General features: G+C 67.8%; 21 protein-coding genes. 17 read left to right on the forward strand and 4 right to left on the reverse strand.

Translation table 11 applies throughout. The features are described 5' to 3' along the window. The first annotated feature begins 238 nt into the window (after positions 1–238). From atpB to ACFY2X_RS35550, 11 genes are all read left to right on the forward strand, one after another. A complete protein-coding gene (gene atpB / locus ACFY2X_RS35500; RefSeq protein ID WP_389947288.1) occupies positions 239–1,030 on the forward strand; it encodes a F0F1 ATP synthase subunit A in 792 nt (263 codons plus the stop codon). A 69-nt stretch (positions 1,031–1,099) separates the two neighbouring features. Then, positions 1,100–1,336 (forward strand): ATP synthase F0 subunit C, encoded by a 237-nt coding sequence (gene atpE / locus ACFY2X_RS35505; protein WP_389947290.1) that lies wholly within the window; start codon positions 1,100–1,102, stop codon positions 1,334–1,336. 32 nt (positions 1,337–1,368) lie between these two features. Continuing rightward, positions 1,369–1,905: a F0F1 ATP synthase subunit B gene (locus ACFY2X_RS35510; RefSeq protein ID WP_389947292.1), complete on the forward strand. Its 537-nt coding sequence runs from the start codon at positions 1,369–1,371 to the stop codon at positions 1,903–1,905. Further along, positions 1,905–2,714, forward strand: coding sequence for a F0F1 ATP synthase subunit delta (locus ACFY2X_RS35515; RefSeq protein ID WP_389947294.1), 810 nt, complete (start codon positions 1,905–1,907; stop codon positions 2,712–2,714). Before ACFY2X_RS35510 ends, ACFY2X_RS35515 begins: the two co-directional genes overlap by 1 nt. Before the next feature lie 23 nt (positions 2,715–2,737). Next, positions 2,738–4,387, forward strand: coding sequence for a F0F1 ATP synthase subunit alpha (gene atpA / locus ACFY2X_RS35520; RefSeq protein ID WP_389947296.1), 1,650 nt, complete (start codon positions 2,738–2,740; stop codon positions 4,385–4,387). Between the two features lie 3 nt (positions 4,388–4,390). Beyond that, on the forward strand, positions 4,391–5,290 hold the full coding sequence (locus ACFY2X_RS35525; RefSeq protein WP_389947298.1) for a F0F1 ATP synthase subunit gamma: 900 nt from the start codon (positions 4,391–4,393) through the stop codon (positions 5,288–5,290). A gap of 1 nt (position 5,291) precedes the next feature. Continuing rightward, a complete protein-coding gene (atpD, locus tag ACFY2X_RS35530) occupies positions 5,292–6,719 on the forward strand; it encodes a F0F1 ATP synthase subunit beta (protein WP_389947300.1) in 1,428 nt (475 codons plus the stop codon). A gap of 64 nt (positions 6,720–6,783) precedes the next feature. Next, positions 6,784–7,191, forward strand: coding sequence for a F0F1 ATP synthase subunit epsilon (locus ACFY2X_RS35535; RefSeq protein ID WP_389947302.1), 408 nt, complete (start codon positions 6,784–6,786; stop codon positions 7,189–7,191). Between the two features lie 39 nt (positions 7,192–7,230). Further along, complete coding sequence (locus ACFY2X_RS35540; RefSeq protein WP_389947303.1) at positions 7,231–7,644, forward strand: DUF2550 domain-containing protein; 414 nt, start codon at positions 7,231–7,233, stop codon at positions 7,642–7,644. A 63-nt stretch (positions 7,645–7,707) separates the two neighbouring features. Then, complete coding sequence (locus tag ACFY2X_RS35545; RefSeq protein WP_389947305.1) at positions 7,708–7,971, forward strand: hypothetical protein; 264 nt, start codon at positions 7,708–7,710, stop codon at positions 7,969–7,971. Between the two features lie 2 nt (positions 7,972–7,973). Next, entirely contained in the window at positions 7,974–8,423 is a 450-nt protein-coding gene (locus tag ACFY2X_RS35550) for a hypothetical protein (protein ID WP_389947307.1), read from the forward strand. On the opposite strand, the gene ACFY2X_RS35555 is transcribed toward ACFY2X_RS35550, so the two are convergent. Then, positions 8,420–9,010 carry a cob(I)yrinic acid a,c-diamide adenosyltransferase gene (locus ACFY2X_RS35555; RefSeq protein WP_389947309.1) on the reverse strand — a complete coding sequence of 197 codons (591 nt, stop codon included), beginning with the start codon at positions 9,008–9,010 and terminating at the stop codon, positions 8,420–8,422. The two genes, ACFY2X_RS35550 and ACFY2X_RS35555, sit on opposite strands and share 4 nt — an antisense overlap. 65 nt (positions 9,011–9,075) lie before the next feature. Between ACFY2X_RS35555 and ACFY2X_RS35560 the strand changes: the two genes are divergently transcribed. The 6 genes from ACFY2X_RS35560 (at position 9,076) to ACFY2X_RS35585 (ending at position 16,653) form a co-directional block, all read left to right on the forward strand. Then, positions 9,076–12,225 (forward strand): S41 family peptidase, encoded by a 3,150-nt coding sequence (locus ACFY2X_RS35560; protein WP_389947311.1) that lies wholly within the window; start codon positions 9,076–9,078, stop codon positions 12,223–12,225. 95 nt (positions 12,226–12,320) lie between these two features. Then, the gene (locus tag ACFY2X_RS35565) at positions 12,321–13,382 is read left to right on the forward strand and encodes an ATP-binding cassette domain-containing protein (protein ID WP_389947313.1); all 1,062 of its coding nucleotides are present in this window, start codon (positions 12,321–12,323) and stop codon (positions 13,380–13,382) included. 88 nt (positions 13,383–13,470) lie between these two features. Continuing rightward, positions 13,471–14,271, forward strand: coding sequence for an ABC transporter permease (locus ACFY2X_RS35570; RefSeq protein ID WP_389947314.1), 801 nt, complete (start codon positions 13,471–13,473; stop codon positions 14,269–14,271). Between the two features lie 13 nt (positions 14,272–14,284). Then, complete coding sequence (locus tag ACFY2X_RS35575) at positions 14,285–15,553, forward strand: sensor histidine kinase (protein WP_389947316.1); 1,269 nt, start codon at positions 14,285–14,287, stop codon at positions 15,551–15,553. Beyond that, a complete protein-coding gene (locus ACFY2X_RS35580; protein WP_389947318.1) occupies positions 15,550–16,143 on the forward strand; it encodes a DNA-binding response regulator in 594 nt (197 codons plus the stop codon). The genes ACFY2X_RS35575 and ACFY2X_RS35580 overlap by 4 nt, the downstream gene beginning before the upstream one ends. A 192-nt stretch (positions 16,144–16,335) precedes the next feature. Further along, complete coding sequence (locus ACFY2X_RS35585; protein ID WP_389947319.1) at positions 16,336–16,653, forward strand: STAS domain-containing protein; 318 nt, start codon at positions 16,336–16,338, stop codon at positions 16,651–16,653. Between the two features lie 228 nt (positions 16,654–16,881). On the opposite strand, the gene ACFY2X_RS35590 is transcribed toward ACFY2X_RS35585, so the two are convergent. The 3 genes from ACFY2X_RS35590 to nucS form a co-directional block, all read right to left on the reverse strand. Further along, entirely contained in the window at positions 16,882–17,463 is a 582-nt protein-coding gene (locus ACFY2X_RS35590) for a TetR/AcrR family transcriptional regulator (protein WP_389947321.1), read from the reverse strand. A gap of 268 nt (positions 17,464–17,731) precedes the next feature. Beyond that, positions 17,732–18,409 carry a LuxR C-terminal-related transcriptional regulator gene (locus ACFY2X_RS35595; RefSeq protein WP_389947323.1) on the reverse strand — a complete coding sequence of 226 codons (678 nt, stop codon included), beginning with the start codon at positions 18,407–18,409 and terminating at the stop codon, positions 17,732–17,734. A gap of 127 nt (positions 18,410–18,536) precedes the next feature. Next, positions 18,537–19,199, reverse strand: coding sequence for an endonuclease NucS (nucS, locus tag ACFY2X_RS35600; protein WP_389947325.1), 663 nt, complete (start codon positions 19,197–19,199; stop codon positions 18,537–18,539). Between the last annotated feature and the right edge of the window lie 384 nt (positions 19,200–19,583).

Consider the following 19,583-nt stretch of genomic DNA (forward strand, 5'->3'; position numbering starts at 1 on the left):
GGGGCACCGACCGGTCGCCGGGCACCTGGGGGGAAATCTCTCGAGGCTGGCTCGATATGACTAGTCACAGTCACGCCTGCTATTGTCGCGTGCGCGATAAACAAGGCAGGGGAACGTCTGTCGGAGCCAACGAGTCCTGGCTTCCTCGCCCTCTTCGCAGTCTCCATCCGGCCGTCCCCTCCAAGGTGTGGCCGCCGGGTGACTTTTTGATCAACCATCACGACGAAGGGAACGCCGAGTGAGCGCCGCGCTGACGCCTCTCGCCTCCGAGGAGTTCGAAGCCCCGGGGCTCGGCCTATTCGACTGGCCGCCGCTCGTCGAAGGTCAAGCCTGGTTCAACAAGCCGGCTCTGCTCGCGCTGACCGCCGTGCTGCTGGTCATCGCGCTCGCCTATGCCGCGTTCTCCAGGCCGAAGCTGGTGCCGAAGAACATCCAGAACATCGGTGAGCTCGCCTACGAGTTCGTCCGCGAGCAGATCGCCCGGCCGAACCTGGGCAAGGACAGCGACCGCTGGATGCCGCTGCTGTTCAGCTTGTTCCTCTTCGTGTGGATCATGAACCTGTTCGGTTCCGTCATCTTCATCCAGTTCCCCGTGATGTCGCGGATCGGCTACCCCGCGGTCCTGTCGGTCGGCATCTGGGTGCTGGTGATGTACCTGGGAATCAAGCACCAGGGGCCCGTCGGCTTCTTCAAGAACGTGATGTTCCCGCCCGGCCTGCCGACGTGGATCTACTTCCTGGTCGCGCCGATCGAGCTCATCTCGACCTTCTTCCTGCGCCACATCACGCACGCGGTGCGACTGTTCGCCACGATGATGGCCGGTCACCTGATCGTCGCGCTGTTCTCCGAAGTCGGCTGGCACTTCCTGTTCGTCCAGCTGACCCCGCTCGGTGCGCCGATCGGTCTGCTCGGGGTCATCATGACGATCCTGCTCACCGCCTTCGAGCTGTTCATCCAGGCGCTGCAGGCCTACGTGTTCGCACTGCTGGCCGCGATGTTCATCAACGACGCGCTGCACGCCGCGCACTGAGACTTTCGCCCCACCGCCACCACAAGCCCCGGTGGACTCCCACTGGTCGATAGAAAAGGAACCCAAGTAATGAGCGCTCTGCCTCTGCTCGCCGAAGTGACCGGTGACCTCGGTTCGATCGGTTACGGCCTTGCCGCGATCGGCCCCGGCGTTGGTATCGGCATCATCTTCGGTCAGGGTGTGCAGGCTATCGCCCGCCAGCCCGAGGCCTACGGTTTGATCCGCCAGAACATGATCCTGGGCTTCGTCTTCGCCGAGGCGCTCGCGCTGATCGGTATCGCGCTCGCGTTCGCCTTCCAAGGCTGATACGCGACCCGCCCTGACGGAAGGCAGCACTTATGATTCTGCTAGCGGCAGAGGAAGCGAAGAACCCACTCCTCCCAGACGTGGGGGAGATGGTCATCGGTGGATTCGCGTTCCTGGTTGTCCTGTTCTTCGTCGGTCGTCTCCTGGTTCCCCGTATCCAGAAGGTTCTGGCCGAGCGTGTCGACGCCATCGAAGGTGGCCTGAAGCGGGCCGCGGACGCGCAGGAAGAAGCACAGCAGACTCTCAGGCAGTACAAGGACCAGCTCGCCGAGGCTCGTCACGAGGCTTCCCGCCTGCGTGAAGAGGCTCGTGAGCAGGGCGCGCAGATCAAGGCCGAGCTCCGCGACGAGGCTCAGGCAGAGGCTCGCCGCCTCATCGAGGCCGCCCACGCCCAGATCGAGGCCGACCGCCAGCAGGCGTTCGCCCAGCTCCGCACTGAGATCGGCCGCCTGTCGGTCGAACTGGCCGGCCGCATCGTCGGTGAGTCCCTCGAGGACGAGGCGCGTCAGCGTCGCACCGTCGACCGGTTCCTTGAGGAGCTTGAGTCGAGCAGGGCGGCGGTTCGCTGATGAGAGGCCTGAGCAGGGCTTCGCTGGCCGAGGTCGAAGAGCGCTTCAACGCCGTGGCGGGAAGCGCGGACCTCGGCTCGCTGGCCGACGAGCTTTTCGCGGTCGCCGACCTGCTCGACCGTGAGCACGGGCTCCGCCGTTCCCTGTCCGACCCCGCCCGCCCGGCGGCCCAGAAGGCGCAAGCCATCCAGGTGCTGCTGGAGGGCAAGGTGAGCAACGCCGCGCTGGAGACGGTCGTCGCGGCGGTGTCCGCGAAGTGGGGACGGTCCGGTGACCTGACCGACGCCCTTGAGCGTCTCGGCGTCATCGCGGCCGCGGCCGAGGCCGAGGGGCAGGGCAAGCTCGACGACGTCGAGGACGAGCTGTTCCGGTTCGGGCGCATCGTCGCCTCGAACCTGGAGCTGTACCGGACGCTGACCAGCCCGAGCGCTCCCGAGCAGGCCAAGCGGGAGCTGCTCGGCTCCCTGCTCGGCGGCAAGGTCGCCCCCAGCACCCTTCGTCTGATTACGCAGCTTGTGGTACATCCACGAGGACGTAGCCTGGACAGAGGACTGGAGGAGTTCGGCAACCTGGTCGCCGCCCAGCGGCAGCGCCTTGTCGCGGTGGTGCGCAGTGCCGTCGAGTTCTCCGAGGAGCAGAAGCAACGTCTCGCCACGTGGCTGCGCACCTCATACGGCCGCGACGTTCATCTGAACGTCGAGGTGGATCCGCGAGTGCTCGGAGGGTTCTCGGTTCACATCGGGGACGACCTCATCGACACCACTGTCGCGGGACGAATCGAAGAAGTCCGCCGCCGGTTGGCCGGCTAGGCGAATAGGGAGACTGAAAAGAGATGGCGGAGCTTACGATCCGGCCGGACGAGATCCGGGACGCACTTGAGCGCTTCGTCCAGGCGTACGAGCCGGAAGGTGCCGCGCGCGAGGAGATCGGGACCGTCGTCGACTGCGGCGACGGTATCGCCCATGTCTCCGGCCTGCCCTCGGCGATGGCGAACGAGCTGCTCGAGTTCGAGGACGGCACGCGTGGCCTGGCACTGAACCTGGACGTCCGGGAGATCGGTGTCGTTATTCTGGGTGACTTCAGCAAGATCGAGGAGGGCCAGTCGGTCCGCCGGACGGGCGAGGTCCTGTCCGTGCCGGTCGGCGACAACTTCCTCGGTCGCGTGGTCGACCCGCTGGGCGTTCCGATGGACGGCAGGGGCCCGATCGAGTCCGAGGGCCTGCGCCCTCTGGAGCTCCAGGCCCCGTCCGTGGTTCAGCGCCAGCCGGTGAAGGAGCCGCTGCAGACCGGCCTCAAGGCGGTCGACGCCATGACGCCGATCGGCCGCGGCCAGCGCCAGCTGATCATCGGTGACCGTGGCACCGGCAAGACCGCCATCGCCGTGGACACCATCCTCAACCAGCGGGAGAACTGGCTCTCCGGCGACCCCAACAAGCAGGTTCGCTGCGTCTACGTCGCGGTCGGCCAGAAGGGGTCCACGATCGCCCAGGTCAAGGGCCGCCTTGAGGAGGCGGGCGCGATGGAGTACACCACCATCGTCGCCGCCCCGGCGTCCGACCCGGCCGGTTACAAGTACCTCGCCCCCTACACCGGCTCGGCCATCGGCCAGCACTGGATGTACCAGGGCAAGCACGTTCTCATCGTCTTCGACGACCTGACCAAGCAGGCCGACGCCTACCGCGCCGTCTCGCTGCTGCTGCGTCGTCCGCCGGGCCGTGAGGCGTTCCCCGGCGACGTCTTCTACCTACACTCCCGCCTGCTGGAGCGCTGCGCGAAGCTCTCCAACGAGATGGGCGGTGGCTCGATGACCGGTCTGCCGATCATCGAGACCAAGGGTAACGACGTCTCGGCGTTCATCCCGACCAACGTCATCTCCATCACCGACGGCCAGTGCTTCCTCGAGACCGACCTGTTCAACTCGGGTGTGCGTCCGGCCATCAACGTCGGTGTCTCCGTTTCCCGAGTCGGCGGCTCGGCGCAGGTCAAGGCGATGCGTAAGGTCGCCGGTACGCTGCGTCTGTCCCTGTCGCAGTACCGTGACCTGGAGGCCTTCGCCTCCTTCGCCTCCGACCTGGACGCGGCCTCCCGCGCCCAGCTGGAGCGTGGCCAGCGTCTGGTCGAGCTGCTCAAGCAGCCCCAGTACGCCCCGTTCCCGGTGGAGAAGCAGGTCGTGTCGGTCTGGTCGGGCACCACCGGTGAGCTCGACGACGTCCCGGTCGAGGACATCCGCCGCTTCGAGGCGGAGTTCCTCGACTACCTGGAGCGCAAGAACAAGGGCATCCTCGACGGCATCCGTGAGACCAAGGAGCTGTCCGACGACGCGGTGACGGCTCTCAAGGACGCCATCACCGAGTTCAAGAAGGCCTTCGAGACCTCCACGGGCGAGATGCTGATCAGCGACGAGCCCGTCGCCGCGCTCGAGGCCGGCGAGGTCGGCCAGGAGAAGATCACCAAGCACGTCCGCACGGCTGAGAAGAAGTAACCGATGGGTGCCCAGCTAAGACTGCTGCGGCGGCGGATCAAGTCGGTCAAGTCCACGGCGAAGATCACGCGCGCCCAGGAGCTCATCGCTTCGTCGCGCATCGTGAAGGCGCAGCTGCGGATGCAGGCGGCCGTGCCGTACGAGCGTGAGATCACTCGCGCCGTCACGGGCGTCGTCAGCAACACGGCGAGCGTCGACCACCCGCTGACCGTGGCGAAGGAGCGGCCCAGCAAGGCGGCCGTGCTCATCGTCACCAGCGACAGCGGCTTCTGCGGTGGCTTCAACGCCAACATCCTGCGTGAGGCGGAGGCGCTCGGCGGCCTGCTGCGGAGCAAGGGCATCGAGCCCCTGCCCTTCGTGACGGGGCGCAAGGGCGTCGCCTGGCACTCCTTCCGCGGACGGCAGATGGGCGGGCAGTGGACGGGGTTCTCCCGCAAGCCCACCTACGCCAACGCCAAGGAGATCGCCGACGCGCTGATCGAGTCCTTCTCGGCCGAGAGCGGGGTGGACGAGATCCACATCGTCTCCACCGAGTTCGTCTCGATGCTGACGCAGGAGGTCGTGGTCAAGCGGATCCTGCCGCTGGAGGTCGAGGAGACCACCGAGAAGCCGGACACGCCCCTGCCGTACTTCGAGTTCGAGCCGAGTGCGGAGGCCGTGCTTGACTCGCTGCTGCCGCGTTATGTGGAGTCGCGCATCTTCACCGCGCTGCTCCACTCGGCGGCCGCCGAGGAGGCCTCGCGCCGCCGAGCCATGAAGTCGGCGACCGACAACGCCAACGAGCTCATCCGCGTGTTCACCATGCAGATGAACCAGGCTCGTCAGGCCGAGATCACCCAGGAAATCAGCGAGATCGTCGGTGGCGCGAACGCGCTGGCTGACGCCGCAGCGGGGAAAGAGTGAAATGACTGCACAGACTGTTGAGACCGGCGTGGGCCGCGTCGCGCGGGTCACCGGTCCCGTCGTCGACGTGGAGTTCCCCGTCGAGGCGATGCCCGAAATCTTCAACGCGCTGACCGTCGACGTCCTCCTTGCGGGAGAGACCAAGACCCTGACCCTGGAGGTCGCCCAGCACCTGGGTGACAACCTGGTCCGCGCCATCTCCATGCAGCCCACCGACGGCCTGGTCCGTGGTGCGGCGGTGGCCGACACCGGCGCGCCGATCTCGGTGCCGGTCGGCGACATCGTCAAGGGCCACGTGTGGAACGCCCTCGGCGAGCCGCTGGACGTGGAGAAGTCGTCCCTCCAGGTGAACGAGCGCTGGGGCATCCACCGCCCGTCGCCCTCCTTCGACACCCTTGAGTCGCGCACCGAGATGCTGCCCACCGGCATCAAGGTCATCGACCTGCTCACCCCGTACGTGAAGGGTGGCAAGATCGGTCTGTTCGGTGGCGCCGGTGTCGGCAAGACCGTTCTGATCCAGGAGATGATCCGCCGAGTCGCGCTGAAGTTCTCGGGCACCTCGGTGTTCGCGGGCGTCGGCGAGCGCACCCGTGAGGGTAACGACCTCTGGCTGGAGATGGACGAGGCCGGCGTTCTCAAGGACACCGCGCTCGTCTTCGGCCAGATGGACGAGCCCCCGGGCACGCGTCTGCGCGTCGCGCTCTCCGCCCTCACCATGGCGGAGTACTTCCGTGACGTGCAGAAGCAGGACGTGCTTCTGTTCATCGACAACATCTTCCGGTTCACCCAGGCCGGTTCCGAGGTGTCCACCCTGCTCGGCCGTATGCCGTCCGCGGTGGGTTACCAGCCGACCCTGGCCGACGAGATGGGTGTTCTCCAGGAGCGCATCACCTCGACCCGCGGTCACTCGATCACCTCGATGCAGGCGATCTACGTCCCCGCCGACGACATCACCGACCCGGCCCCGCACAACGCGTTCGCGCACCTCGACGCGCAGACCGTTCTCTCGCGGCCGATCTCGGAGAAGGGCATCTACCCCGCGGTGGACCCGCTCGACTCCTCGTCGCGGATCCTGGACCCGCTGATCATCGGTGACGAGCACTACGCCGTCGCCCAGGAGACCAAGCGAATCCTGCAGAAGTACAAGGAACTGCAGGACATCATCGCCATCCTCGGTATCGACGAGCTCTCCGAAGAGGACAAGGTCACGGTCCAGCGGGCGCGCCGGATCGAGCGGTTCCTCTCCCACCCGATGTACGCCGCCGAGGCGTTCACCGGCCAGCCGGGAGAGTTCGTGCCGCTGGACGAGACGATCGCCTCCTTCAAGGGCCTGTGCGCCGGCGAGTACGACCACCTGCCCGAGCAGGCGTTCTTCATGGTGGGCGGCATCGAGCAGGCCATCGCCAAGGCCAAGGAACTCGCCCGCTAGTCGCCTTCGGTGCCGGTACGGCGCGAGCCGTACCGGCACCTGGTTCGAAAGGAACTGAGAGAAAGTGGCGAAGCTGCGAGTAGGCGTCGTCTCGCCGGAGCGTGAGATCTGGTCCGGCGAGGCCGACATGGTGATTGCCAAGACCATCGACGGCGAGATCGGCATCCTGCCTCAGGCCGCGCCCGTGCTCGGCGTCCTGGTCGAGGGCGGCGTGCTGACGGTCAAGCGTGGCGGTAAGGAGACCGACCTCGTCGCCGCGGTCCACGGCGGGTTCCTCTCGGTGGCCGACAACGAGGTGTCGATCCTGGCCGAGATGGCCGAGCTCGGCTCCGAGGTGGACGTCGCCGCGGCCAGGGACGCGCTTGCGCGTGCGCAGGCCTCGATGGATGCCAACGTGGAGGACGCGGAGGCCGCTCTTGAGGCCAAGCGCGCCAAGGCCCGGTTGCGCGCGGCCGGCGAAGAAGTCGGATAAATTCTGCTTCTGAGCGGTACGTTTTTTGGGGGCGGCAACATGGTGGTGCTGGACGTGCTCATCGTGATGGCGCTGCTTGTCGCCCTTCTCGCCTCTCGCGTGCTGATCCTGACCCGATCCCGGGGCTCGGTGCTGTGTTGCCTGCGCCCCATGTCGGGGGAGCGAGGTTGGCGAGTAGGGGTAGCCCGCTACGCCGATGGTCAGCTCAACTGGATTCCGCTCATAGGTCTGCTTCCAAGGCCGCGCCACGTGATCGTGAGGCGCGGCCTTGTGGTTTCCGGGCGCCGCAGGATCGGGCCGGGTGAGTTCTACGGGTTCATCGAGGGCGTGACAGCGCTGGAGTGCCGCAACGGCCAGAGCGCGTTCGAGCTCGCCATGGGCTATCGCGCCCTGACCGGTTTCGTCGCCTGGCTGGAGTCCGCCCCACCCAGCGCCTACCTCGACGTGGCCTGACGTCCCCGCGCGTCAGATCGTTCGGCAGGTGGCGGGCGAGGCCCTGTGTGTATAGTTGTGTGTATGGCTCGCAGGAACGTCTACATCGACGATGAGCTCGACGCGCAGCTCAAGAGGCACCGCAAGCTCAACGCCTCCGAAATCTTCCAGAAGGCGGTGCGCGATGCCATTCTCGCCAGCGAGATGGACGACTACATCACCGAGGTCGAAGCCGAGCTGGTTGACCGTGGTGTCACGGACGAGGAGTGGGCGACGGCGGAAAGATACGCGGACGAGCTCATGAACCGTGTCGACCCCTCTCGGGAAACCAAACGGATGGCCTCCTAGACGTGCCGCGTTTGATCCTTGATTCGGGGGCTGTCACATTTCTGGCGGCCAGGACCCCCGAGGCGATCGCCGTCATGCGCCGCCTTCACCGGGAAGACACGTGGCCGCCCCTCATTCCCTCGGTGGTGTTGGTGGAGTGCCTGACGGGAAACGCCGCACGAGACGCCGACGTCAACCGTTTTCCCCCGGCACGGAGCCCCCGCACCGAGCTTCCGAAGGAGCTTGCCAGGCGTGCGGCGAGTCTGCGCACCAAGGCGCTCGCGTCCATGACGCGCGCCGAGCGTAAGGCGCTTCCCTCCGCCGTGGACGCGTTGGTGGTGGCGTACGCCGAAGCGGAGGGGCCGGCGCTGATCCTGACGGGAGACGGCAAAGACCTTCGCCCTCTGGCTGCCGAGGCGCGTGGGGTCCGAGTCGAAATGCTCGCTCAGGTGATCAAGAAGTCACGTGTCTAGCGGGTGGCGCCGGGCTTCCAGAGGATCTCGTCGCCGCCGGCGGCGATCCGGCAGAGGATGAACATCAGGTCGCTCAGCCGGTTGAGGTATTTCGCGGTCAGCGGGTTGACGTCGTCATGGGCCTCCAGGGCCGACCAGACGCTCCGCTCGGCCCGCCGGGTCACCGTCCTGGCCACGTGGAGCTGGGCGACGACCGGGGTGCCGCCCGGGAGGATGAAACTGCGCAGGGGCTCAAGCCGTTCGTTGAACTCGTCGCACCGCGCCTCCAGCCACTCGACGTAGGAGGGCTCGACCCGCAGCGGCGGGAACTCGGGGTTCTCCACGACCGGGGTGCACAGGTCGGCGCCGACGTCGAACAGCTCGTTCTGGATCCGGGAGAGGACCGCGGTGATGTCCTCGGGGAGGGAACCCATGGCCAAGGCCACGCCGATCGCCGCGTTGGCCTCCTCCACATCCGCGTAGGCGGCCAGGCGGGGATCGGTCTTGCGGGTGCGACTCATGTCTCCGAGGGCGGTCGTGCCGTCGTCGCCGGTGCGGGTGTAGATCTTGGAGAGCACCACCGGCTTGTCCCTGTCAGCTCGCGTCATAGGGCTCAGCGTATCGACCGGGAAAATAATCAAGGTCAACCAGATGGCAGACATATGCTTTACCAATGGTTTCTGGTTTTTACCTGCGATTTCCTCACGTCTCCCGGGAGATGTTGACGTTCGTCGCCGACGACGACGTCTGGGCGGCTCCCGCGGATGGAGGTCGAGCCTGGCGCCTCTCCTCGGACCGGGCACCCGCGAGCCATCCCCGTCTCTCGCCCGACGCCACGAAGGTCGCCTGGACAAGCGTTCGCGACGGCGATCCCGAGGTGTTCCTGGCCGACTTGGAATCCGGTTCCGCCGAGCGGCTGACCTACTGGGGTGATCCCCGCACCCGCACGCGCGGCTGGACGCCGGACGGCAGGATTCTCGCGATCAGCGCGACGGGCCAGCCATTCACCTCACGCACCTGGGCTTACTCGCTCGGCGAGGGTCAGATCGAGCGGTTGCCCTACGGCCCGGTCACCGACCTGGCGGTCACCGAGGGGGCGGTGGCGCTGCTCACCGCCTCCCTCGCCCGCGATCCGGCGACCTGGAAACGCTACCGGGGCGGTACGGCGGGGCGCCTGTGGGTCCAGCAGGCGGACGGTGACTTCACCCGGCTCATGGCGGATGTGAACGGCCACTTCGCCAGCCCGATGCTCGTCGGCGGACGCCTGGTCTTCCTCTCCGACCACGAGGGCGTGGGCAACCTCTACTCCTGCGCGCTGGACGGCACCGACCTGCGCCGCCACACCGACCACGACGTCTTCTACGCCCGGCACGCCACCACCGACGGAACCCGGATCGTCTACCAGAACGCCGGGGACCTGTATCTGCTGGACGGCCTCGACGCCGAGGCGCGCAAGCTCGACATCAGGCTCGGCTCCCCGCTCCGGGGGCGGCAGCCGTACCAGGTCAATCCGACGTGGCGGCTGCACGACCTGGCCGTGGACGCGACCGGGCGGGCCAGCGCGGTGGAGGTCCAGGGGACGGTGCACTGGCTCACCCATCGGGATGGCCCGGCACGGCAGCTCAGCACCGGCCTGGCCGCGGGGAAGCCGCGCGTTCTCGGCACGGACCGGGTGGTGTGGGTCTTCGACGACGGAGAGAACCAGGGACTGGAGATCTGCCCGGCCAGCGGCGGGGAGAGCCGCAGGATCGCCGCGGGCAAGCTGGGCGAGGTCGGCGATCTGGCCGTCGCACCCGACGGGAACACGATCGCGGTGGCGGCACGGGACGGCCGGCTGCTCCTGGTGGACGTGGCGTCCGGTGAGGTCACCGAGCTGGCCCGGGCCAACGGCGAGATCGACGGGCTGGCCTGGTCGCCCGACTCCGCCTGGCTGGCCTGGTCGCACCCGGAGGCCAGGCCGCTGCGCCGGATCCGGCTGGCCCGCGTGGTGGACCGCGTCGTCACCGATGTCACCGACGGCCGGTTCGCGGACGTCTCGCCCGCGTTCGCCGGAGATCATCTGGCTTTCCTGTCCCGCCGGGGCTTCGACCCGGTCTACGACGCGCACTCGTTCGACCTGTCCTTCCCGTTCGGATACCGCCCCTACCTGGTGCCTCTGGCCGCGAGCACCCCGTCGCCGTTCGCGCCCAGCTCCGAGGGCCGGCCGGTCAGCGATCCCGACGACGATGACAAGAAACGGAAGGACGACACCGCGATCACCGTCGACCTGGACGGCATCGCCGCCAGGGTGGTGCAGGTGCCGGTCCCCGAGGGCCGCTACTCGGCGCTCAGCGCGGTCAAGGGCGGGTTCGTCTGGCTGCGCGAACCGCTGGCCGGAGAGCTCGGCGAGGACCGGGACGAGGTGGGGGGCGAGGCCCCCAGGCCCGCGCTGGACCGCTACGACCTGGCCAAGCGCAAGTGGGAGGAAGTGGTCGACAAGCTCGACTGGTACCGGGTGAGCGGCGACGGCACCCAGCTCGTCGTCTCCGACAAGGGCACGCTCACGGCCCGTCCGGTCACCGGAAAGAACGGCGACGACGCGACCGTCGACCTGTCACGGATCCGGATCATCGCCGACCCGCAGGCCTACCGGCGGCACGCCTACACCCAGCTGGGCCGCCGGATACGGGCCGACTTCTGGGTCGACGACATGGCGGACGTCGAGTGGGAGGCCGTACTGGAGGAGTATCGGCCGCTGGTGGACCGCGTCGCCACCGCCGACGACTTCGCCGACCTGCTCTGGGAGGTCTCCGGAGAGCTCGGCAGCTCGCACGCTTATGTCACCGCCGCCCCGTGGGGATATGCCGCGTCCGACGCGGTCGGCCTGCTCGGCGCCGACCTGTCCAGGAACGGCGACGGCCGCTGGCAGGTGGACCGGGTGCTGCCCGGCGAGTCCTCGGACGTGCACGCCCGCTCGCCGCTGGCCGCGCCCGGCGTGGGGATCCACCCGGGGGAGACGCTGCTCGCGGTCGACGGCCGCCCGGTGCCGCCGGAGGGCCCGGCGGCGTTGCTGGTCGGCGCGGCGGACAAGCCGGTCGAGCTGACGCTCGGCGGCGGGCGGCGGGTGGTCGTCACGCTGCTGCGCAACGACCGGCGCCTGCGCTACCAGGACTGGGTGGCCGGGCGCCGGGCGCACGTCCGCGAGCTGGGCGGCGGCCGTCTCGGCTACCTGCACATCCCGGACATGGTCGCCGAGGGCTGGGCGCAGTTCCACCGTGACCTGCGCAGGGAGATGGCCTTCGAAGGGCTCGTCGTGGACGTCCGGGGCAACCGGGGCGGTCACACCTCGCAGCTCGTCATCGAGAAGCTGATCCGCAAGGTCATCGCCTGGGACATGCCCAGGGGCCTGACACCGGTCACCTACCCGGAGGAGGCTCCGCGCGGCCCGCTGGTCGCGGTCGCCGACCAGGACGCAGGATCCGACGGCGACATCGTCACGGCCGCCTTCAAGATCTACAAGCTCGGACCGGTGGTGGGCACCCGCACCTGGGGCGGCGTCATCGGCATCGACGGCAACCACCGTCTCGTCGACGGGTCGCAGATCACCGTGCCGAAGTACGCGTTCTGGTTCGAGGGGCTCGGCTGGGACGTGGAGAACTACGGTGTCGACCCGGACGTCGAGGTGGACGTCACTCCCGGTGACTGGGCCGCCGGTCGTGATCCGCAGATCGAGGAGGCCGTACGGCTCGCGCTGGCCGCGCTGGAGGAGCGTCCCGCGGTGACCCCGCCCGACCTGGTGACCCGTCCCTCCCGCCGCCGTCCGGCGTTGCCGCCCCGCCGGTAGATGACATTTGTCATCCCCCGGAGCTGAAAGATCCGTAGCTCTCCGGTGATATCGGCGACTACCTGCTAAAACGCGGAAATATCAAGATTGTCCGCATGAGAACACGACAGCTTGCGGACGTGACCGGCAGCGGAACCGCCGGCCTCGAGAACGTGATCGAGGTCGGCGGGTTCCGGCAGAGCTACGGTGACTTCGAGGCCGTGCGCGGCATCTCCTTCACCGTCTCCAGGGGAGAGCTGTTCGCCCTGCTCGGCACGAACGGCGCCGGCAAGACCACCACGATGGAGGTCCTGGAGGGCTTCAGGGCCGCCACCGCCGGCACCGTCCGGGTGCTGGGCCTCGACCCGGTCAGGCAGCACCGCGAGCTGCGGCCCCGTGTGGGGATCATGCTCCAGGAGGGCGGCTTCCTCGGTGACCTCACCGTGGCCGAGACCGTGGACCTCTGGAGAGGGCTGAGCAAGGACGCCGGGCGTCCGGTCACCCTGTCCGGCACCGCCGAGCCGTCCGGGGGCTTCAACCTGCTGGGCCGGATCAAGGGCGTGGACCGGCAGACCATGGGGGCGCTGGAGCTGGTCAACCTGGAGAACAAGGCCAGGACCAAGGTCCGGCAGTTGTCCGGCGGCCAGAAGCGCAGGCTCGACCTCGCGCTCGCGGTGCTGTCGACTCCCGAGCTGCTCTTCCTGGACGAGCCGACCACCGGAATGGACCCCGAGGCCCGCCGCGCCACGTGGAAGGTGATCGAGAACCTGCGGGCCAACGGCACCACGGTGCTGCTCACCACCCACTACCTGGAGGAGGCCGAGCGCCTCGCCAACCGGCTGGCCATCATGCACGAGGGCCGGATCCACACCTACGGCACGGTCGAGGAGGTGGTGGCGGGTTCCGGCGACACCGTCGCCTTCCGGCTTCCTGGCGCCTCCTGGTCTTTCGGCGACCTGCCCGTCCTCGACGGCGTCGCCCCCACGCTGACCTACGCCGACGGCGGCACCGAGATCGTCTACACCTTGACCGGTGGGCGGGCCGAGGCTCGCGCGCACGCCGCGCTCCGGCCGCTGCTGGCGTGGGCCGACGAGCGCGGCGAGGTTCTGGAGCGGCTGGCCGTACGCCGGGGAACCCTTGAGGACGCCTTCATGCGAGTGGTGGGAGAAGGGCGATGAGGCGGGACGGATCGGGAGTGACGGGTGGAGCGGCCGGCGAAGGGCAAGCGGCCGGGCAGCGGATGCGGATGAGGAGTGGTGAGTGATCATGAGGACCGATGTTCTGCACGCCGTACGGCTGGCGAAAGTCGACCTGACCCTGGTGGCGAGGAACACCACGGTGCTGGTCAACGTGTTGCTGCTGCCGCTCGCGATGGCCTGGATATTCACCCAGACCCAGCCGGAGGGCGCGACCATCGCCGGTGCGCCCGGGCGGCTTTTCGTCCTGAGTGGGGCTCCCGGCCTGATGCTGGGGTTCGCGGTCTTCATCAACCTGGTCAACTCCTTCACGGCCCGGCGTGAGGAGCTGGTGCTCAAGCGGCTGCGCGGGGGCCAGCCGTCCGCGGAGGCGGTTCTCGGCGGCAGCGCGCTGGGCGCGCTCGCCCTCTACCTCGGCCAGGTGGCGCTGATGGCGGTCTGGATGCACCAGACCCACGGGATCCTGCCGGCCAACCTGCCGCTGCTGCTGGTCGCGGCGGTCCTGGGCGTGGCGCTGTTCGTGCTGCTCGCGGCGGCCTTCTCCGGGATCACGCCCAACGCCGAGCTGGCCCAGATCACGGTGCTGCCGGTGATCCTGGTCATGATGATCGGCGCGCCGCTGGCCTTCCCCTCCGACGCTCTCCCCGGACCGCTGGGGGTGATCTCCAACCTGCTCCCGGTGACCCCGGTCGTGAAGATCATGCGCACGGCCTTCCTCGGCACGGACCACTTCTCCGGCAGTGGCGAGGCGCTGACCATGGTTCAGCAGTGGACGGGGGCGCTGCCCTCGATCGGGATCCTGCTGGCCTGGATCGTGGTGGCGAGCCTGATGGCCCGGTGGCTGTTCCGGTGGGAACCCCGGCACGGATAACGTTCATCACGAAATGCTGATAAATGCTGAAAAGAAGGGGGCGAGGCGCTTCGGGCGCTTCGCCCTCTCTCTGCTCCCTCGAACGCTTCCCCGCTTTGTGATTCCCCGGCGCAGGAAGCGGTCCCCCGTCGAGCGGTTCCGCCGGTGGACCGTCCACTCGCTGACCGGGGGCATCTTCCTGGCCTGGGCCGGCGGCTTCGCCGGTGTCATGATCGAGGTCGGCGAGAAAAAGGAGGCGATCTCGGTCCCCGGCCTGATCATCGGCCTGGCCGGGCTGTCCGCCTTCACCGTCCTCTACATGCGAATGATCAGGGCCGCCGTGGACGGCACCACCGCGACGCGGGAGATCGTCGCCTCGGGCGCCGTCGTGCTGGCCCTGCTGCTGACCCAGGGCAGCTACCTCTGGGCGTGGGGGTTGCTGGCCCCGGCCTGGGCATCGGCCGTGGTGCCGCTGCTGAACAGGTTCGGCTCGCTCGTCGTCACCGTCGGCGCGACCGCCGTCCCCATGCTCCTCACATCGTGGGACACCGCCGTTCCCGCGTTCGTCGCCCGCCCCTACGCCGGGGAGGAGGCCGGTACCGCCGTCGGCGCCTATCTGGGGATGGCCCTGGTGATTCCGTGGGCGAACCGGCTCCAGCTCTGGTTCTGGAAGGTGGCCAGGACGGCGGAGGAGGGCAAGGCGGCCCAGGCCCGGCTGGCCGTCACCGAGGAGCGGCTCCGCTTCTCCCGTGACCTGCACGATCTGGTCGGGCACAGTCTCTCCGCGATCGCGGTCAAGAGCGAGGTGGCCGTCAAACTGGCGAAGACCGACGCGGAGCGGGCCGCCGCCGAGATGGCCGAGGTGCGGGGGCTGGCGCGGGAGGCGCTGAAGGAGATCCGGGCCGCGGTGCGCGGCTACCGCACGGTCGACCTCGACGCCGAGCTGCGCAGCATGGTGGCGGTGCTGGAGGCGGGCGGCATCCGCTGCACGCTGGAGAGCCCGCACGACGAGATCCCCGAGGAGCAGGGCACCCTGCTGGCATGGGTGGTCCGCGAGGGCACCACCAACGTGCTCCGGCACAGCTCGGCGACCCGGTGCCGGATCGCCATCGCGCTCCGCGACGGCGAGGCCGTGCTGGAGATGGTCAATAACGGTGTGGACGGGATGAGCGGGCGCGGCGGCACCGGCCTGCTCGGGCTGTCGGAGCGGGTGGCCGCCGTAGGAGGCGTCGTCACCGCCGGTGCGGGCGGTGCGGGAGAGTTCAGGTTGCGGGCGACGATCCCGCTGGAGGGAGTTCGATGATCCGGGTGCTGCTGGCCGACGATGAGCATCTGATCCGGGGGGCGATCGCCACGCTGCTAGGTCTGGAGCCGGACATCGAGGTGGTGGCCGAGGTGGCCAGGGGCGACCTGGTGGCGCAGGCCGTACGGGATCACCACCCCGACGTGGTCGTGCTGGACATCGAGATGCCGGGGATGGACGGGCTGAGCGTGGCCGAGACGCTGCCCGGTCACGCGGTGCTGATGCTGACCAGCTTCGGCCGGCCCGGCTATCTGAGGCGGGCGCTCGCGGCCGGGGTCCGCGGTTTCATCCCCAAGGACGCCTCCGCCGACGAACTGGCGGCGGCGATCCGCAAGGTCCACTCAGGCGGGCGCTATCTCGACCCGGAGATGGCGGCCTCGGCGATGATGGCGGGGGAGAGTCCGCTCACCTCGCGCGAGCGGGACGCCCTGGCCCTGGCCGCACAGGGTGCCTCGGTCGGTGAGATCGCGGCCTCGTTGCACCTCACCGAGGGGACCGTGCGCAACTATCTGTCCAGTGCCATCACCAAGCTGGGCGCCACCAACCGGATCACCGCCATCCGCGTCGCGCAGGAAAAAGGTTGGTTCTAGTCAGCATCTTTTCCTAAGTTTGGGGGAGGGGCATCCCATGATGGGAGGAAGAGCGAGCTTGCGAACGGGGGAGGTTCGCATCTTCTTTTACGTTATGGCATCGTATAACTGCGTTGCGTGACCGATGGTGTGGTGGCGCAGCGTGGTTTTGTCCGGCCACGTTCATCTCGTGGCCAGACTTGAGGAGGAGGCATGCGCGTCACTGGAAACCCCGAAGCTCAGGTGGTCAGCGTCGGCAATCGACTCGACGTGGGCACCGTTGCCGGAGTGCGCCCGCGGCTGCACGACGCAGTCGATTCCGGTGACGGTGACCTGATCGTGGATCTTTCCGGGCTGGAGATGATCGACGCCACCGGCCTCGGCGTGCTGGTCGGCACGCATCGCCGCGCACTGGGCGCGGGACGCCGCCTCATTCTGCGAGGGGTGCCGCCCCGGATCATGCGGGTGCTGGCGGTGACCCGGCTCAACCGGGTGCTCACCGTCGAGCTCTCCATGGCCGCGGTGGCCTGATCCCGGTCAACGCTGGTTTCGGGGCCCAGCGAGAGCCGGAACATATCGAGGGGGCGGGTCTCGCGTATGCCCGCCCCCGTTCTTGGCGGCCTCACCCCCGTCAAGCGCGACCGGCAGACCACATGCGGTTGCGCTCGAGTCCCGGACACCGCCGTCGAAATCTCACATGTCACACGGTCGGGAAATCACGTTGAGTGATTAAGCTCCGGTAAACGGCGTGAGGGATGATCACGTCGCAAAGGACCGGTAGAAAATGTGCACGGCGGTGCTGATCAGGTGATCGATCGCGGGCGGGTCATCGGCCAGCACCCATTCGATGAGCAGTTCCTGAATCGCGCCGATCATCCCCAGTGCGAGCAGATGCCGGTTGGCCTTGGCGGCCTCGGGCAAATCAGAGACATTGGTCTCGATGATCTGGCTGAAGGCCGTTACGGCCTGCTGTCGTGATTTGGTCAGGCAGTCGCCCGCCCGGCGCACCTCCAGGTGCATGATCCGGGCACGGCGTCTATCCTCGGTGACGAAGTTGATATATCCGGCGATGCCTGCCTCGACCCGGCTGAGCAGCGTGTTGGGTGCCTCCTCGATGGACTTCGACACCGACATCAGGGTCTCATGCACGCATCTGTCGTGCACCGCCTGCATCAACTCGTTGCGTCCGGAGAAGCACTCGTAGAACGCGCGATTGGAGATGCGCGCCGCTGCGCACAGCCTCTCGATCGTGGTTTCGGGAAAGCCAGGGTCGGAGTAGAGCGTGTACGCCGCGGTGATCAGGCGCTCCCGGCGTTCCGCCAGCCGCTCCTCCGCTGACATTCCCCGGTACGATCTTCCATTCATGTCAAGTCCCTGCCTTTAGTTTGGGCTTGACAATTCCTCGCTTTATCACTTCCACCTCATGATCCTGGCCCCAGAATCCCCCATTATGGGTGCAAGATCCTTTTTACGGAAGAGTAAGTTTGCTATCTCTTGCGTCGACCATGCAAGAAGGTCACAAACCTGACTGACCAGTCAAGCCGCTTCTGTCCACGGGTGAGAGGTGAGGTCCGTCCCGGGCGCCGCGAAGCTCAGGCCGGGGAGCGCGTCAACGGGTGAGGAGCCCCCGGCCCAGGGCCGTGATGACGGCGGCGGTGCGGTCGGAGACGCCGAGCTTGCCGAAGACGCGCAGCAAATGGGTTTTGACCGTGGTCTCGCTGACGAACAGGGCCTTGCCGACCTTCGCATTGGTCAGCCCTTCGGCCACCAGGGTGAGCACTTCGACCTCGCGCGGCGACAGTGACTCGGTCACCGGGGCTCGCATCCGGGTGACCAGCCGGGTGGCCACCGACGGCGACAGCACGGTCTCGCCTCGCGCCGCCGAGACGACCGCGCCCAGCAGGTCGGCCCTGGACGTGTCCTTCAGCAGGTATCCCGCGGCTCCGGCTTCGACCGCCCGCACGATGTCCTGATCGGTCTCGTAGGTGGTGAGTACGATCACCCGCACGGTCGCCTCGGCCACGTCGTTGGTCGTCTGCAGGACCACGCCGATCCGCGAGCGCCACTCCCTGGTCGGCCGGTTCGGGTCGGTGCCCAGCACGCTGACCTCTCCGCCGTCCCGGGTCCGGTATCCCTCCATGATCTCCACCGTGGTGGACTTCCCGGCTCCGTTCGGGCCCAGGATCGCGAACACCTCGCCCGCGCTGATGTCGAGGTCGATGCCCCCGACCGCCTGCACATCGCCGTATCGCTTGGTCAGGCCTCGTACTCTCACCGCCGTCGTCATGCCTCAAGCGTCGTTCCCGTACGGCTTTCGCGGCACCAACGACCGGTGGAACGCCGTGTCCTCCGTTCGAAGGACACGGCCGGACCGGCCGATGAACACCGGCCGGTGGCGAGCGGGGCGCGGGCGGTCAGAACAGGGTGGGGTTCTCCGGCTCGATGCCGCGCAGCGCGTCGTAGTCGAGGGTGACGCAGTCGATGCCCCGGTCGGTGGCGAGGACGCGGGCCTGCGGCTTGATCTCCTGGGCGGCGAAGATGCCCTTCACCGGGGCCAGCAGGGGATCGCGGTTGAGCAGCTCCAGGTAGCGGGTGAGCTGCTCGACGCCGTCGATGTCACCGCGTCGCTTGATCTCCACGGCCACGGTCGCGCCCGTGTGGTCGCGGCAGAGGATGTCCACCGGGCCGATCGCCGTCATGTATTCGCGGCGGATCAGCGTCCAGCCCGCGCCCAGCGTGCTGATGTGCTCGGCGAGCAGCTCCTGCAGGTGGGCCTCGACGCCGTCCTTGATCAGGCCGGGGTCCACGCCCAGCTCGTGGCTGGAGTCGTGGAGGATCTCCTCCATGGTGAGAACGAGTTTCTCACCGGTCTTGCCGTGGGTCACCGTCCAGGTGCCCTCTTCCTCACGGAGCTTGCATGGCGGGTTCATCCAGTTCAGAGGCTTGAAGGCCCGGTCGTCGGCATGAATGGAGACCGAGCTGTCAGCTTTCAAGATCACCAAACGAGTTGCCAGCGGTAGATGGGCAGATAGACGGCCTATGTAATCCACCGTGCAGCGAGCGATGACGAGGCGCATGGAGCAAGACTAGTCCCCGGCTCTCAATCCACAGTCCGAGTCATCCAAGCGAGCGTCAACACCGCCAACACCGCTGCCGCGTACTGATGTTGTGCCGACCCGTGATGACCCCGCCAGCGCTGGTTAGCGCCGACCTGTCGGGCACCTGTAATCAGGAGCGTGCCTGTTCGGGCAGCAGACGACTCCCATCGAGGCGAACCGTTCGGCCTTGAGATAGAAACCCCACTGGACATCCATCCCACGGGGTATTGCCAGCTGCATCGCGCGATGACCAACCGCATGGACGTTAACCGTTACCTGAAGTGTGATCGAATGTGAGCACACATCAGGCAGCCCGCGACTTACGCCGCGAACGTTCTCCCGGAGGGAGTTCCCGCTTCTCCG

The organism is Streptosporangium sp. NPDC000396 (assembly GCF_042898655.1).
GTDB lineage: Bacteria > Actinomycetota > Actinomycetes > Streptosporangiales > Streptosporangiaceae > Streptosporangium.

Coding starts and splice junctions, on each gene's coding strand:
- atpE (WP_389947290.1), top strand. CDS start 1,100: ATGAGCGCTCTGCCTCTGCTCGCCGAAGTGACCGGTGACCTCGGTTCG.
- ACFY2X_RS35510 (WP_389947292.1), top strand. CDS start 1,369: ATGATTCTGCTAGCGGCAGAGGAAGCGAAGAACCCACTCCTCCCAGAC.
- ACFY2X_RS35515 (WP_389947294.1), top strand. CDS start 1,905: ATGAGAGGCCTGAGCAGGGCTTCGCTGGCCGAGGTCGAAGAGCGCTTC.
- atpA (WP_389947296.1), top strand. CDS start 2,738: ATGGCGGAGCTTACGATCCGGCCGGACGAGATCCGGGACGCACTTGAG.
- ACFY2X_RS35525 (WP_389947298.1), top strand. CDS start 4,391: ATGGGTGCCCAGCTAAGACTGCTGCGGCGGCGGATCAAGTCGGTCAAG.
- atpD (WP_389947300.1), top strand. CDS start 5,292: ATGACTGCACAGACTGTTGAGACCGGCGTGGGCCGCGTCGCGCGGGTC.
- ACFY2X_RS35540 (WP_389947303.1), top strand. CDS start 7,231: ATGGTGGTGCTGGACGTGCTCATCGTGATGGCGCTGCTTGTCGCCCTT.
- ACFY2X_RS35545 (WP_389947305.1), top strand. CDS start 7,708: ATGGCTCGCAGGAACGTCTACATCGACGATGAGCTCGACGCGCAGCTC.
- ACFY2X_RS35555 (WP_389947309.1), bottom strand. CDS start 9,010: ATGACGCGAGCTGACAGGGACAAGCCGGTGGTGCTCTCCAAGATCTAC.
- ACFY2X_RS35560 (WP_389947311.1), top strand. CDS start 9,076: ATGGTTTCTGGTTTTTACCTGCGATTTCCTCACGTCTCCCGGGAGATG.
- ACFY2X_RS35565 (WP_389947313.1), top strand. CDS start 12,321: ATGAGAACACGACAGCTTGCGGACGTGACCGGCAGCGGAACCGCCGGC.
- ACFY2X_RS35570 (WP_389947314.1), top strand. CDS start 13,471: ATGAGGACCGATGTTCTGCACGCCGTACGGCTGGCGAAAGTCGACCTG.
- ACFY2X_RS35575 (WP_389947316.1), top strand. CDS start 14,285: ATGCTGATAAATGCTGAAAAGAAGGGGGCGAGGCGCTTCGGGCGCTTC.
- ACFY2X_RS35580 (WP_389947318.1), top strand. CDS start 15,550: ATGATCCGGGTGCTGCTGGCCGACGATGAGCATCTGATCCGGGGGGCG.
- ACFY2X_RS35585 (WP_389947319.1), top strand. CDS start 16,336: ATGCGCGTCACTGGAAACCCCGAAGCTCAGGTGGTCAGCGTCGGCAAT.
- ACFY2X_RS35590 (WP_389947321.1), bottom strand. CDS start 17,463: ATGTCAGCGGAGGAGCGGCTGGCGGAACGCCGGGAGCGCCTGATCACC.
- ACFY2X_RS35595 (WP_389947323.1), bottom strand. CDS start 18,409: ATGACGACGGCGGTGAGAGTACGAGGCCTGACCAAGCGATACGGCGAT.
- nucS (WP_389947325.1), bottom strand. CDS start 19,199: ATGCGCCTCGTCATCGCTCGCTGCACGGTGGATTACATAGGCCGTCTA.